Raw genomic sequence first — 14,207 nt, forward strand, 5'->3', positions numbered from 1 at the left:
TGACGAATGGCAGAAATTGGCTTTGGCCAATTATGCTGTCGATAAAGAGATTTTGCTTAATTATTTGCCTCCCTTTACCGAACTGGATGATTGGGGAGGCAAATAATTTGTGAGCTTGGTCGAGAGTTTTTCAACCCCTGTTGTTAAAGGGCAGTAGGTTAACTAGTTAGCAATAATAGCCACAGTTTAACAGATTTTGTTGAATAGATTCTTTCTATAATCGGAATGGCAAGCGTATTGGCATGGCATTGACGCATGAACCAATCTAAAATTGTAATTCCAAAATCGTCAATCACTAAATCCTATGGTAATCGCCACGCCAGTTTTTAATGGCTTTTTTAATATCGGTAGGCGATAGCTGTTCGGCCAATGCCTGATCAACCAAAGCTGGAAATTCTTCGTCGCTGGCAAAGCGCAAGGCCAAAATTTGTCCCATTCGCAAGGTAGCAGGCAACATTTTTCCCGTAAGGATGTAATAGCGCAAGCGTTCATCGGCCCTTGCCGCGCGGTCTTGCACACGGAGCGAAAAGAAACGGGCAAAAAGTCCGATTATACCAATGAGCATAAAAGCCAATACGATTAGGCCATGGGTGAGGTCTGGTGTTTTTACAAAGGCGTAAACGGCAAATCCCAATCCGGTAAGGATTAACGGAACCGTAAAGAAATGGTAAGGCGGACTAAACCTTTTGTGGTTGTTGAAGTTTTGTGACATGGCTAGCTTTTGGTTATTCTGAATTCTGTTCTTCGGTTTTGTTGACGGCCTTCTTCGGTGCTGTTGTCAAAGCGAGGCTTGGTTTCGCCGTAGCCTTTAAAAGTGAGGCGTTTGGCAGCAATTCCGTTTTTAACCAGGAAATCGTAAACGGCTTTTGCACGGTTTTCCGACAGTTTCTCGTTCATTTTGGCATCACCCACATTATCGGTATGGCCTTGTATTTCTATTGCCACGTTTTCGTTGTTTTTGAGCAGTTCGGTTAAAAGGTTCAGCTCGACCATTGAAGCGGGCAGGAGTTCATACTTGTTGGTGTCGAAAAAGATATTGTGCATGGTTACTTCTCCGCCCACCTTGATTTTGTCCATCAGGATTTCTACTTCGTACGGTTTGTTGGTATTGGCCGGCTTGAGTTCGAAATGTTGCGAGTAGAACAGATAGCCGTTTGCCTCTACATTAAAAGAATAGTCGCTTCCGATAGGCATAACCGCCAAAAAGTCGCCTGTTTCGCTGGAGGTAAAATCGTTGAACATCGCATTGTTGGTCTTCAAATCGATTACCATGACATTAGCTTCGAGCAATTGTTTGGTTTCCTTGTCTTTTACAATCCCCTTTACATAGGTAACCGGCAAAGGCTTGTACTTTTCGGGCATTTTAAAATGGTAGATGTCCAAATCGCCGAAGCCTCCATTAGCGATGTTCGACGAGAAAAGGCCTTCGGTGCCATCGGCGGTAACGATAAGCCCAATTTCTTCGTTAAAGGTATTGATGGGATAGCCCAGATTGATAGGTTTAGCGAATTCGCCTTGCTTGTTCATCCGGCTGTAAAAGATGTCTTTGTTGCCCAAACCCGGCCAGCCATCGGAAGAAAAGTAGAGCGTTTTGCCATCGGCGTGCATAAATGGCGTATTCTCGTCGTAAGGGGTATTGATGTTGGGACCTAAATTAACCGGTTCGGTCCATTGGCCCTCGTCGGTAAGCGTACTTTTCCAAATATCGTAACCACCCAAGCCACCAGGCCTGTTGCTTACAAAATAAAGCGTGCTTCCGTCTGGACTGATAGAAGGTTGTGATTCCCAATACTCCGAATTGATGACTTTGCCCAAATTAATGGCCTTTCCCCAATCGTTGCCTTCTTTTCTCGATACGTAGATATCGCATCGGCCCATGCCATCGGGGCGATTGCAACCTGTAAAAAACAGGTATTTGCCATCGGGAGAGATGGATTGTGCCCCCTCGTTATAGTTTGGTGTATTGATGTTATTGCTTAAGGGCTGTGCCTTTTGCCATTCGTTGTTTTTTTTGGTCGAGACATAGAAATCTTCGTTGCCATCAACCACGCGGGTAAATATAATGGTCTGTCCATCGGCGGTTAATGCCGGAAAGTAATCGCGGTTGGCGCTGTTGATGTAAAAGCCCATGTTGATGGGTTCGTACTTTTCAGGATTTTTGATGGCTACAACGGCAAAATCGCAATCAGCAATGTATTTGGTTGCTTTTTTAACCAGATCCTGGTCATCGCCGGTATATTGTTGCCTATAGCTTTCAAAGTGTTTTTTGGCGTTGGCATAATCTCCGGTCAGGAGCTCGCTTTCGCCCAGCACATAATAAATCCTCGCTTCAACAGTAGGTGCCGAAGCTACCGCTTTGGTGTAGTTTTCCTTCGCTTTTTCGTGGTTTTTCATCCTGCGGTACACATCGCCCAACTGGATGTAGGCCAGCTGAAATTTGGGATCGGCCTTTACGGCTTCTTCCAAATATTTGATGCCCTCGTCGTAGATGTTTTGCCTGAGGTATTGCTGTGCATCGTCAAAACTATTTTGGGCTTTTTTTACGGCAGAATTTTGGGCTTTTGCGCCCAAAGCCATCAAACAGCATAAAAACAAGATCAGGTATTTATTCATTAGCCCATCGCCACTTGGTAATAGACTAATGTAAATAAAATCTGGAATTAAATTAAGGAATGTTGAGGAATTTGTGCGTTTGCAAGGAGATTTCCCACTTCGGATTGGCCATCACATAGTCTACAATCAGCGGGGTCATTTCCTTGGCTTTCGACCATTCGGGCTGCAGATACAGCTTGCAGCTTGGCGAAACGGTAGCCGCGTATTTTTCGGCCCAGTCAAAATCGCTTTTGTTGAATACGATTACTTTAAGCTCGTTGGCAAAAGGAGTGATGTCTGGTCGCGGTGCCTTGAATTTTTTAGGCGAAAGGCAAATCCAGTCCCACGAACCCGAAAGCGGATAGGCACCAGAAGTTTCAATAAAAGTCAATATGCCTTGTTCCTGCAGTTTTTTGGTCAGGTAATCCAAATTATAGATCAAGGGTTCGCCACCGGTTACCACCACGGCTTTTCCGGGATAGGTTACGGCTTTGGCAGCAATATCGTCAGCAGAAGTGAGAGCATGCAGTTCGGCATCCCAGCTTTCTTTGACGTCGCACCAATGGCAGCCCACATCGCAACCGCCCAAACGGATAAAATAAGCCGCTTTTCCCGTATTAAATCCCTCGCCCTGTATGGTATAGAATTCTTCCATTAGTGGAAGCAATGTGCCGTCTTCTGGTATTTGATGTGCCATAAATTTCGGCAAATTTACTAAAATTATGCGCGTTATGCGAATATGTGTATCTTGCTAAAGCAATAATTTAACCCGCTATGAAAACCAAGCTTCTCCTTGTCCTGTCTGTATTGTGCCTATTTCTGAGCTCTTGCTTTGATGTAGAGGAAACCTATAACCTCAATGCCGATGGTTCTTATGCGGCGAACTACAACCTCAACATGGGCCAGTTGCTAAATATGGTGAACAGCATGACGCCAGATTCGGTAAAACAGACAAAAGAATATACCACTGTAAAAGATACCTTGGTTAATTTGGGGTCGATGCCTGATAGCATCAAAAAGAAATTCAGTGCCGAAGAATTGGCCATGATGAAACAAAGCGATGTACGCATGCAGATGAACATGGCCCAGGGTATTTTTAACATCGGTTTTTCTAACAAAGGCAAATCGGCCAAAGAACTGAGCTATTTCCTGCGCAACTTTGGTAATGCTCTCGAAAAAGGCAAAGTGGGCGATATGATGAAACCCAAAGGCGTTCCTGACGAAGCCGGCGGAGAACCCGAGGTGCCATTTAAGAACAAGGAGTATGATTATGTGGTTACGCCAACTGTTTTCGAGCGAAAGGTAAAACTAGATGTGTTTGCCAGTGTTAAGGAAAAAGACAGGCAGACATTTGATATGCTGAAAGGCATGAACATGAAAATGATAAGCACAGTTGTAGTCAATTTGCCTCGGCCGGCCAAAAGCGTTGGCAATCCGAATGCAGTGCTATCGGCCGATAAAAAGCAGTTTACCTTAAAATTGGATATGCTCGAAGCTTTAGACAAACCTGAATTGCTGAATTTTAAAATCGAATATTAAGATGGAATGGTTCAAGGTTGATATTGAACTGCCCGAGGATGATTTTGTAGAGCAGATTAAAGTAAATGGCAAAAAGCTTTGCCTGATCAAATACGAACAGAAAATCTACGTCATCCAGAATACCTGTCCGCATGCCGGTGGAATTTTAAGTGGTGGCTGGTGCAAGGAAGGAAACATTGTTTGTCCCATTCACCGCTACGAGTATAGCTTAACCACCGGAAGGGGCGCACCTGGTCAAGGCGATTATATTGATATCTATCCTACAGAACAGCGGGAAGACGGCTTGTATGTTGGCCTGAAAGAAAGCTGGTGGAAGAGGATTTTCTAATAGTCGATAGTCCATAGTGAATAGTCCATGGTTTGGAAGGATGATTCGGGTTGATCAAGAAATCCTGCTAAAATTGGTAATCAGAATGATGGAGCTTGTTGGTGAAGAACACCAACAATTGGCTTTATTGATGATTTAATAAGTAGAATCTGCTCAAGTTGGTGTTATTCACCAACTGGTTTTTAGCTTTTTGAGGCTTAGATACTTGGTTTGTTGGTGAAGAATACCAATAAATGCTTCCCTGCTGGTGGAAGAGGATTTTTTAATAGTTGATAGTCCATAGTGAATAGTCCATGGTTTGGAAGGATAATTCAGATTGATGAAGAAATCCTGCTAAAATTGGTAATCAGAATGATGGAGCTTGTTGGTGAAGAACACCAACAATTGGCTTTATTGATGATTTGTAAGTAGAATTTGCTAAAATCAGTGTTCTTCACCAACTGGTTTTTAGCTTTTTAAGGCTCAAATAATTGGTTTCTTGATGAAGAAACATCAACACCAATGAGTGCCTTGTTAAATAAACAATCGACCATCGACCATGGTCCATAAACTATTAGCTGTATATCTCTTTTTTCGCAGAAGCTAAGGTATTCTTAAGTAAACCTACAATCGTCATTAAGCCTACGCCACCCGGTACCGGAGTAATCCACGAGGCTTTAGGCGCTACATTTTCGAAATCCACATCGCCGTAAAGTTTGTAGCCAGATTTGGTGGTATCAGAAGTTTCGCGGTTAATGCCCACGTCGATGATAATCGCACCCGGTTTAACCATATCGGCTGTTACAAAGTTCTTGCGGCCAATGGCGGCTACAATAATATCGCCCTGCAATATCATTTCTTTCAGGTTTTGGCTCTTGCTGTGGGTAAGGGTTACGGTGCAGTTGCCCGGATTGGCATTGCGGGCCATCAAAATACTCATCGGACTGCCCACAATATTGCTTCGGCCAACTACCACACAGTGCTTGCCGGTGGTATCAATGTTGTAGGCTTGCAGCATCAATAAAATGCCATAAGGCGTAGCCGGAATAAAACACGGCAAATTGCGCATCATTCTGCCCAAATTGATAGGGTGGAAGCCATCTACATCTTTGCGATGGTCGATAGCCGCGGTTACTTTTTCCGGATCGATATGCTTAGGCAGAGGCAGTTGTACAATTAGGCCGTCTACACCAGCATCTTGGTTTATTTCCTGGATTTTCTGCAACAGCTCGGCTTCGGTAACGGTATCTTCATACCTCACCAACGACGATTGAAAACCTACCTTTTCGCAGTTCTTCATTTTGCTGGCTACATAGGTTTCGCTGCCACCATCGTGGCCAACCAATATGGCTACCAAATGGGGCTTACGTCCGCTTTGTACTAAAAATGAAGCCGCTTCTTCAGCTATTTCGGCCTTGATTTTTTCTGAGGCAAATTTTCCGTCGAGTAGTTGCATGGAGTAATGAGTATAGGTTAACGCGTATTGAGATCAGGTTCCGTAAAGCAAACGCCATACGCAAATCGCCATACGCAATACTAGTTTAATCTAATTTTAACACCGCCATAAACGCCGTTTGCGGGATTTCTACGTTGCCCACTTGGCGCATGCGTTTTTTACCTTTTTTCTGTTTTTCCAAGAGCTTGCGTTTACGCGAGATATCGCCACCATAACATTTGGCCGTTACATCCTTGCGGAGTGCGCTCAATGTTTCGCGGGCAATAACCTTGGCCCCAATTGACGCTTGGATCTTGATTTCGAACTGTTGGCGAGGGATCAGCTCCTTTAGTTTTTCACATATCTTTTTGCCAAAATCGTAAGCATTGCTCCGGTGGATCAATGAAGACAAGGCATCAACAGGTTCGTCGTTCAATAGCATGTCCAATCTTACCAGATCAGATTTGCGGTAGCCCACCTGATGGTAATCGAAAGAAGCATAGCCTTTAGAAATGGTTTTCAGCTTGTCGTAAAAATCGAATACGATTTCGCCCATTGGCATTTCGAAAACCAGTTCTACGCGGTCTGAGGTGAGGTAGGACTGGTTGACGATAATTCCTCTTTTTTGTATACAAAGCGACATCACCGGCCCCACAAATTCGGCCTTGGTAATGATGTTGGCCTTGATGAAAGGTTCTTCTACCGAATCGAGCTTGCTCGGATCTGGCAAATCGGATGGGTTATTGACTACAATTTCGGCGCCTTTGGTGGTGTACGCAATGTACGATACGTTGGGAACCGTGGTAATCACCGTCATGTCGAACTCGCGTTCTAAGCGCTCTTGGATAATTTCCATGTGCAACATGCCCAAGAAACCGCAACGGAAGCCGAAGCCCAAGGCTGCCGAGCTTTCTGCTTCGAAAACGATAGAAGCATCGTTTAGCTGCAGCTTGTGCATGGCCTCTCTCAGTTCTTCGAAATCTTCGGTATCAACTGGATAGATGCCCGCAAATACCATCGGTTTTACCTCTTCAAAACCTTGGATAGCTTCTGCAGAGCCATTTTCTACGGTTGTAATGGTATCGCCAACTTTGACTTCGCGCGCTTCTTTAATACCCGAAATGATATAGCCTACGTCGCCGGTTTTTACGCTGTTGCGTGGTGCCATGTCCAGTTTCAAAATACCCACTTCGTCGGCAATGTATTGTTTGCCGGTGTTGATGAACTTTACCTTGTCGCCTTTTTTGATTTCGCCGTTTACCACTTTGTAGTAAGCAATAATGCCCCTAAACGAGTTAAATACGCTGTCGAAGATCAAGGCCTGTAAAGGACCGTTTGCATCGCCCACAGGCGCAGGTACGCGCTCAACAATGGCTTGTAGGATATCTGGAATGCCCATTCCGGTTTTACCCGAAGCTGGGATGATTTCTTCGCGTTTGCAACCGATCAGGTCAATGATTTGATCCTTAACTTCTTCTGGCATAGCGCCCGGAAGATCCATTTTGTTCAAAATCGGGATAATTTCCAGGTCGTGTTCCAAAGCCAGATAAAGGTTGGAAATGGTTTGGGCCTGGATGCCCTGAGAAGCGTCTACAATGAGCAAAGCGCCTTCGCAGGCAGCAATAGAGCGCGAAACTTCATACGAAAAGTCAACGTGGCCAGGTGTATCAATCAGGTTGAATATGTACTCTTCGCCATTCACTTTATAGTTCATTTGGATGGCGTGGCTTTTGATGGTAATGCCACGTTCGCGCTCCAAATCCATATTGTCTAACAGCTGCGCTTGTGCCTCGCGTTGGCTAATGGTATTGGTGTATTCTAATAAACGGTCGGCTAAAGTGCTCTTTCCGTGGTCAATATGTGCAATTATGCAGAAATTACGTATGTGCTTCATTTTGTGCAAAGATAGTTTTAAAAAGCGGAAAGACCAAAGGCAGAAAGCGTAAAGGTAGAAGGTAAGGAGCCAGATGGAAAATGGGACAAGCCACTAGAGGTAAAAGACTAAAGCTGAAAGACTAAAGTGGAAAGACCAAAGGTTAAAAAGAATGGCAGAAAGCGCAGGTGACGGAGTTAATAATTGTTTCAAATGCAACTATTGTTTGATACTTTCGTCTTTACTTAAAAGATGCTGATGAGAAATGCCCTGATCCTTGTATGTATGTTGTTGGCTACCCGTTTAGTGGCACAAGATTGTAATTGTACCCTTAATTTTAACTATACCGTAGAAAAGGTAAGCAAAAACTATGCGGGTTATAACGATAAGGTCAATTCGTCGAACCTAAAGGAATTTAACAGCTTTACACAGCAATTAGCCGAAAAGGCAAAAACGACCAATAATGTCGATACTTGTTATGTACTATTGCGCAAATGGACTAATTATTTCAAGGATCAGCATTTGAGGGTACAGTTGGATTGGCGCTACCGCGAAAAATATCCAGAGAAACTAGGGCAGTTAAACAAGCACTTTGCCAAGTTTAAAGTGTTGCCTCCGCCTGCCACAGATACGCTGGTAAACCAAACCAGCATAAGGCAGTTAAGCAGCCAAACTTTGCTCATCAGCTTGCCTTCTTTTGATTATGCCGAAAAAAAGAAGGTTGATAGCCTGATAAAGAAATATGAAGCCGAACTGCAGACAAGCCCCAATTGGATCATCGATATTAGGGGGAATATGGGCGGGAGCGATTTTACCTACAGTCCGTTTTTGCCTTATCTCTACACCAATCCCATGGCTACATTGGCCTCGGAGTATTGGGCTACAGCAGATAATATCGCTATTTACGAACAAGAACTGAACAATAAAAACCTCAATAAAGACGCCGCTGGCTACATTGCCAATATCGTTTCGTTAATGAAGAAGAACATTGGCAAATTTGTAAACCCTGCCGGTAGCGATACGGCATTGATTACGTTAAACAAGGTTTACGATTATCCCAAAAAAGTAGCCTTACTCATTGACCGTAACTCGGCAAGTTCGTCCGAATCTTTTTTATTGCTGGCTAAACAAAGCAAAAAGGTAACTGTTTATGGCGAAAACTCTTATGGCATGCTAGATTATGCCAACTATCAGTATTTTGATATCCCCTGCGATGCCTACAATTTGACTATACCGATATCGCGTTCCAAACGCCTGCCTAAAAACCCGATAGATAACATCGGCATCGCCCCTGATGTAAGGATTGACAATGCCGAAAAAAACAAAATCAAGATGATACAAAGTCGATTGGAAAGCGCAAATAAATAATTAAAGGTTAAAGAAAGGCAGGAAGGTAGAGGGTATAAGGGTGGAGGCCGAAAAAGATGCCGTTTTAACCGGGTTTAAGGGGAAAGGTTGAGATTTCTATTCTGGCAGGATTGCAAATCCTGAGTTATTGGGGTCGGGAATTAAATTCCCAACCAGCCAAATTATTTAATTCGATTTCCGACCAATATTGAACTTGCTGGTGTTCTTCACCAACAAGTTTTAGCTTTAATTGCCTGTTAGTCGTTGGTGAAGAACACCAACGACAGCCCGTGATGAAGAGCATCAACGATAGCATATGAGTTATTGGGGTCGGGAATTGAATTCCCAACCAGCCAAATCATTTAATTCGATTTTCGACCGCTATTGCGCTTGTTGGTGTTCTTCGCCAACAAGTTTTAGCTTTAATTGCCTTTTAGTCGTTGATGAAGAACACCAACGACAGCCCGTGATGAAAGGACATCGACGACAGCCTATCACAGCTATTGTTTTATCGTGATTTCATCAAAAAAGGATTTTTCGCTTCAATCCGGTTTAAATAACAAAGGCTTGTGCTACTATGTATTGTTGCAAAATTTCTAAAAGGTTTTACGAGGAAGTGCTCTTATCAAAATAGACAATTAAATCAAAATTTGCACCGATAGAGAGTTTCTTGTTCACTGGGGTACTTGTTGCCCCAATCATTCTCATATCTTGGGCTTGGTTAAAAAACGTGTTTAGAATTGGGTTTTTGATTGATGAATTTATATCTATAATGAAGTTTTTATACTTACACTGCTTAAAATAATACTCATAAGCTTTATCAGAAGTAACTTCTGGATAATAAAGTGGGCTAAAATCTCCGATTGGTTTATTCTTGGCAATATATTTTCTAACTAAAACTTCGCCATAATTAAAGTCGGTGGCAATTACAAAATACTTTGATTTGTACTTTTCAAAAAGAAAAGTGCCCATAGATGGCTCATTGTACAAGGCTGTTTTAGCTACATGGCCATTATGTGCCCAAACTATCAATTTGTTATTGCTGGTTTTTTCTTTAATCCAAGTTGCATTTTTAGACATGTACTCATCTCTTAATCCAATTTTTTTCTCATGAAAATAATCGACATTTTGAGCAAGTAAGTTTACATAATGCTGTTGCATGGCACTTGCATTTACTTTTCGCAGGTTTTCAATGGTTTTCTTTATAAGATTGATATCATCTTTCTTTAGGTCGGTATAACTTGTAGCCTTAAATTTTTCGAGCGTTTTTTTGTCGTTTATGTCCAGGTCTGTAAATTGTTCCAGAATCTTAGCACTGATATTGTTAAAGCCTCTAGCTTCTAAACCATAAACATGTACTTTGTTTTCATCAGATTGAGATAGGTTATATTTCTTTAGCCACTCAATCATTTTAACATTATTTAAATGTAGGGGTGTTCCTGATAAATTGCCCAATACAGCAATTTTGCCGTTAATGTAATCATCAATCTTTTCTAGCGCTATAAAATCACTTTCAAAAGCTATTGCCTTATACGCTAGGCTGATCACTAAAAATCGAACTAATCTATCTTTATAATCGAATACTTCGCGAGTTCCATGCGTAACTTCTCCTAGTGCAATTACTTCTTTTTCTTTTAAAGGTTCTTTCAGAAATAGAAGATCCTCGAAACTACTATCAGCATTTAAAGTTTTTATAGGGTTAACAAGCTCATTTAAACTGCTGATAATTTTTTCGCTTTTTTCTTGCGCTGAAGAATTTAGGCTAATGAAAAATAAAACGCAAATTAGAACTGAAATGCTGATTTTATTTAAGGGCATAACGTTAATTTTTGACCTAAAATAAGCCATTTAGCTTTGAGTATGATTTATTTAACCATATTTAACATTGCACTTGCCGTGGTGTTCTTCGCCAACGAGTTTTAGCTTTAATTGCCTGTTAATCGTTGGTGAAGAACACCAACGATAGCCCGTGATGAAGAGCATCAACGACAGCATATGGGTTATTGGGGTCGGGAATTGAATTCCCAACCAGCCAAATCATTTAATTCGATTTCCGACCACTATTGCACTTGTTGGTGTTCTTCACCAACAAGTTTTAGCTTTAATTGCCTGTTAATCGTTGGTGAAGAACACCAGCGATAGCCCGTGATGAAAGGATATCGATGACAGCCTATCACAGCTATTATTTTACCGTGATTTCATCAAAAAACGTATGGGCTAGACCTCCAGCACCTTCGTGCCAGCTAGGCAATGTACCATAATTTTTGGCCACAATTTTAATATACCTGCAATCGCTGTTTACCTTGGTGCCAATTTCCTTGATTTGAATGTTGTAGTCTTTGGCCTCGGCAGGCGCTTTTACCGTACCTATCGATTTAAAGTTCATGTCGTCGCCGGCAATCAAGAATTCGGTTGTTGGTGGAAAAATGATCCAAGCCTGTGTATCCTGCAAAGCGCCCACGCTTACCGAATTGACGTGTTGGCTTTTGCCCAGGTCTAAAACCACTTCAAAATCCTTACCCCAAACACCCTGCCAGCGGTTGCCGATGCGCCAGTTGATGGCTCCTCTCACGCCATCGATCAAGGCATCGTTGCCACCACCGGTAAAGCTCTTGTTGATTTCGCTGTTTACCTTGATGCTGTAATTGTTGTTAATTCTTTTGTAAACGGCTACGCTTACATAGCTGGTTTGATAGCCTTTTTGATAGGCAATGGCCTTGATGGTGATATCATCGCTGATTTCGAAAGGTGTCGTATATTTTTTCGAGCTCGGATTTGGTTGTGTTCCGTCTGTGGTGTAGTAAATGCTTGCGCTAGCCAAGGCATCGCTTAGCGTGACGGTAGCCTTGTTTTTAAACGTTTCCTGCGGACCTTCGATAATCGGGTTGGGAACAATCAGTGTACCGCCGATTTTCATGACCGGCTTTTTAAGGCTGTTCAGGTAGTTCATGTCTGGCTGTGCGCTCATGTTAAAGTTAACTATCGCACCGTTGGCTAAATCGGCAAAATCAAGGTAAAGTTGGTTATGCGTTTTGCCATTGATCGAAATTCCTTTAATGTAGTAGTTTTCTTCGGTACGGTTTGGGGCATCAATCACTATTTTTTTGCCGTTTTCGAGGCTGATACTCATTTTTTTGAACCAGGGCGTGCCGATAATGTACATATTGTTGCCCGGCGAAACAGGGTAGAAGCCCATGGCACTCATCACCAGCCAGGCGCTCATTTGGCCACAATCTTCATTGCCCGAAAGGCCATCGGGTTGATCGTGGTACTGCTCGTTCATGATTTTGTTCACATAGTACTGCGTTTTTTCAGGATGCGAAGTAAAGTTGAACAAATAGGCCATGTGGTGGCTCGGCTCGTTACCATGAGCGTATTGGCCAATCAATCCGGTAATATCGCTTTGGTCCCTGCCGGTGAGGCCTTGTTTGGTGGTAAAAAGTTCATCGAGTTTTGCCTGGTAGGCTTTTTCGCCACCCATCATTTGCATGTGTCCGTTTACATCCTGTTGGGTGCTAAAGCTGTAATGCCACGAATTGCCCTCGGTATAGTTGTTGTTAACTTCGGTGGGGTTAAATGGCTTCCACCAGCCACCATTATTGCGCGCCCTGATGTGGCCTGTTGAAGGATCGTAAACGTTTTTCCAGTTTTGTGCCCTGGCCATATAGGTCTGGTAATCGGCTGTTGCGCCAATCATTTTGGCAAATTGGGCAATGCACCAGTCATCGTAAGCGTATTCAACAGTTTTCGAAGCGCTTTCATGTTCCACATCGGCCAAAACAGCACCGTTTTTGGCATAAACGTCAATACCAAACTGCTTCCGGTTTACGGCATGTTTCATGGCCTGTAGTGCCAATTTGGTATCGAAGCCACGAATGCCTTTGGCGTAGGCATCGGTAATAACCGGAATGGCGTGGTTACCAATCATGCAGTAAGTTTCATAGTTTGCCAATGGCCAAACAGGCAACAAACCGCCCTGTTGGTGCATGGCCAAAAAGGTTTTGATGAAATCTAAGGTGCGTTTGCGATCGATTAAAGTCAGCAACGGATTTTCGGTACGGTAGGTGTCCCACAAAGAAAAAACGGTATAGTACTCGAATCCATTGGCCGTGTGTATTTTGTTGTCTAAACCACGGTAACGGTTGTCGACATCCATATAGAGGTTTGGATTAAGCAAACTGTGGTAAAGTGCCGTATAAAAAGTAGTTAAGTTTTTCGTATTGTTGCTTTCTACCTCGATTTTAGCCAGTTCCTTGTTCCAGTCTTGTTGTGCTTTTTGCAGGGTTTTGTCAAAGTTGAATCCGTCGATAGCGGTGTTGAGGTTTTTGAGTGCACCTGTTTCGTCAACTGCCGAAATGGCGATATTGGCCAGTACTGCTTCTTGATTGCTGGTTTCGAACTGGATGTATAATTTGATGTTGGTGCCTCTTGCTTTCTTTAAATTAGGCTGCAGCTCGTCGTTAACAGCAATGCCATACGCTTTAAAAGGCTTGTTATAACGTACATGGAAATACAGTTCCTGGGCCTTTGCCCATGCGCTCGACTTGCGGTAGCCCCTGATTTCCCTGTCGTTAACGATTTCTACCCAGCTATCCAGTACTTTATCGCGGTGTTTTAAATCGATGATAATATTCGATTCGCTGGATTTTGGATAAGTGAATTTGTATAATCCGGTTCTGCGGGTTGCAGTTACTTCGGCCTTAACCTGGTATTTGTCTAAAAAAGTAGTGTAATAACCCGGACTGGCTTTCTCGTTTTGCTTTTGAAAAGGAGAGGCGTATTCGGTGTTAAGGAATTGGGGCTTGCCGACAGTTGGCATGAGCAGAAAATCGCAATAATCTTCTACGCCGGTACCGCTCAAGTGGGTTTGCGAGAAGCCATAAACCACCGAATCGCTATAATGATAACCTGAACAGCCATCCCATCCTTCCAAACGGGTATCAGGGCCAGGTTGGATCATGCCAAATGGCAGAGCAGGACCAGGATAGGTATGCCCATGGCCACCGGTGCCAATAAAGGGATTTACATATTGGTTGTAGTTCTTTTTGCTTTGGGCAAAGGTTGCGGTGCCGATAAGGATAAAGGCAAAGCATAGCTTCGAGAATTTCATCAAT

At 43.0% G+C, this 14,207-nt stretch carries 11 protein-coding genes; 4 read left to right on the forward strand and 7 right to left on the reverse strand.

Translation table 11 applies throughout. The annotated features are described in order from the left end of the window. Positions 1-16 precede the first annotated feature (16 nt). Positions 17-106 (forward strand): hypothetical protein, encoded by a 90-nt coding sequence (locus VRU48_RS03440; RefSeq protein WP_330106523.1) that lies wholly within the window; start codon positions 17-19, stop codon positions 104-106. A gap of 189 nt (positions 107-295) precedes the next feature. On the opposite strand, the gene VRU48_RS03445 is transcribed toward VRU48_RS03440, so the two are convergent. Genes VRU48_RS03445 through VRU48_RS03455 form a run of 3 tightly spaced genes read right to left on the reverse strand, consistent with a single transcriptional unit; the run spans position 296 to position 3,289 of the window. Further along, entirely contained in the window at positions 296-712 is a 417-nt protein-coding gene (locus tag VRU48_RS03445; RefSeq protein ID WP_330106524.1) for a DUF6526 family protein, read from the reverse strand. Positions 713-714: 2 nt separating this feature from the next. Then, positions 715-2,613 (reverse strand): OmpA family protein, encoded by a 1,899-nt coding sequence (locus VRU48_RS03450; RefSeq protein ID WP_330106525.1) that lies wholly within the window; start codon positions 2,611-2,613, stop codon positions 715-717. Between the two features lie 52 nt (positions 2,614-2,665). Next, positions 2,666-3,289, reverse strand: coding sequence for a 7-carboxy-7-deazaguanine synthase QueE (locus VRU48_RS03455; protein WP_330106526.1), 624 nt, complete (start codon positions 3,287-3,289; stop codon positions 2,666-2,668). Between the two features lie 77 nt (positions 3,290-3,366). On the opposite strand from VRU48_RS03455, the gene VRU48_RS03460 reads away from it, so the two are divergent. Beyond that, positions 3,367-4,131 (forward strand): hypothetical protein, encoded by a 765-nt coding sequence (locus VRU48_RS03460; RefSeq protein ID WP_330106527.1) that lies wholly within the window; start codon positions 3,367-3,369, stop codon positions 4,129-4,131. Between the two features lies 1 nt (position 4,132). Then, positions 4,133-4,459: a Rieske (2Fe-2S) protein gene (locus VRU48_RS03465; protein ID WP_330106528.1), complete on the forward strand. Its 327-nt coding sequence runs from the start codon at positions 4,133-4,135 to the stop codon at positions 4,457-4,459. Positions 4,460-5,012: 553 nt separating this feature from the next. Here VRU48_RS03465 and VRU48_RS03470 read toward each other — a convergent pair. Then, positions 5,013-5,894, reverse strand: coding sequence for a bifunctional 5,10-methylenetetrahydrofolate dehydrogenase/5,10-methenyltetrahydrofolate cyclohydrolase (locus VRU48_RS03470; protein ID WP_330106529.1), 882 nt, complete (start codon positions 5,892-5,894; stop codon positions 5,013-5,015). A gap of 85 nt (positions 5,895-5,979) precedes the next feature. After that, positions 5,980-7,767: a translation elongation factor 4 gene (gene lepA / locus VRU48_RS03475; protein WP_330106530.1), complete on the reverse strand. Its 1,788-nt coding sequence runs from the start codon at positions 7,765-7,767 to the stop codon at positions 5,980-5,982. 237 nt (positions 7,768-8,004) lie between these two features. Between lepA and VRU48_RS03480 the strand changes: the two genes are divergently transcribed. Next, positions 8,005-9,114, forward strand: coding sequence for a S41 family peptidase (locus VRU48_RS03480; protein WP_330106531.1), 1,110 nt, complete (start codon positions 8,005-8,007; stop codon positions 9,112-9,114). A gap of 585 nt (positions 9,115-9,699) precedes the next feature. On the opposite strand, the gene VRU48_RS03485 is transcribed toward VRU48_RS03480, so the two are convergent. Both VRU48_RS03485 and VRU48_RS03490 read right to left on the reverse strand, forming a co-directional pair. After that, positions 9,700-10,911: an erythromycin esterase family protein gene (locus VRU48_RS03485; RefSeq protein ID WP_330106532.1), complete on the reverse strand. Its 1,212-nt coding sequence runs from the start codon at positions 10,909-10,911 to the stop codon at positions 9,700-9,702. Positions 10,912-11,275: 364 nt separating this feature from the next. Then, the gene (locus VRU48_RS03490) at positions 11,276-14,203 is read right to left on the reverse strand and encodes a GH92 family glycosyl hydrolase (RefSeq protein ID WP_330106533.1); all 2,928 of its coding nucleotides are present in this window, start codon (positions 14,201-14,203) and stop codon (positions 11,276-11,278) included. Positions 14,204-14,207: the final 4 nt, after the last annotated feature.

It is taken from the genome of Pedobacter albus (genome assembly GCF_036324255.1).
Lineage (GTDB): Bacteria > Bacteroidota > Bacteroidia > Sphingobacteriales > Sphingobacteriaceae > Pedobacter > Pedobacter albus.

What these genes read in the sequence shown, in the direction of transcription:
- VRU48_RS03445 (WP_330106524.1), bottom strand. Translation starts at nt 712, where the DNA reads ATGTCACAAAACTTCAACAACCACAAAAGGTTTAGTCCGCCTTACCAT.
- VRU48_RS03450 (WP_330106525.1), bottom strand. Translation starts at nt 2,613, where the DNA reads ATGAATAAATACCTGATCTTGTTTTTATGCTGTTTGATGGCTTTGGGC.
- VRU48_RS03455 (WP_330106526.1), bottom strand. Translation starts at nt 3,289, where the DNA reads ATGGCACATCAAATACCAGAAGACGGCACATTGCTTCCACTAATGGAA.
- VRU48_RS03460 (WP_330106527.1), top strand. Translation starts at nt 3,367, where the DNA reads ATGAAAACCAAGCTTCTCCTTGTCCTGTCTGTATTGTGCCTATTTCTG.
- VRU48_RS03465 (WP_330106528.1), top strand. Translation starts at nt 4,133, where the DNA reads ATGGAATGGTTCAAGGTTGATATTGAACTGCCCGAGGATGATTTTGTA.
- VRU48_RS03470 (WP_330106529.1), bottom strand. Translation starts at nt 5,894, where the DNA reads ATGCAACTACTCGACGGAAAATTTGCCTCAGAAAAAATCAAGGCCGAA.
- lepA (WP_330106530.1), bottom strand. Translation starts at nt 7,767, where the DNA reads ATGAAGCACATACGTAATTTCTGCATAATTGCACATATTGACCACGGA.
- VRU48_RS03480 (WP_330106531.1), top strand. Translation starts at nt 8,005, where the DNA reads ATGAGAAATGCCCTGATCCTTGTATGTATGTTGTTGGCTACCCGTTTA.
- VRU48_RS03485 (WP_330106532.1), bottom strand. Translation starts at nt 10,911, where the DNA reads ATGCCCTTAAATAAAATCAGCATTTCAGTTCTAATTTGCGTTTTATTT.
- VRU48_RS03490 (WP_330106533.1), bottom strand. Translation starts at nt 14,203, where the DNA reads ATGAAATTCTCGAAGCTATGCTTTGCCTTTATCCTTATCGGCACCGCA.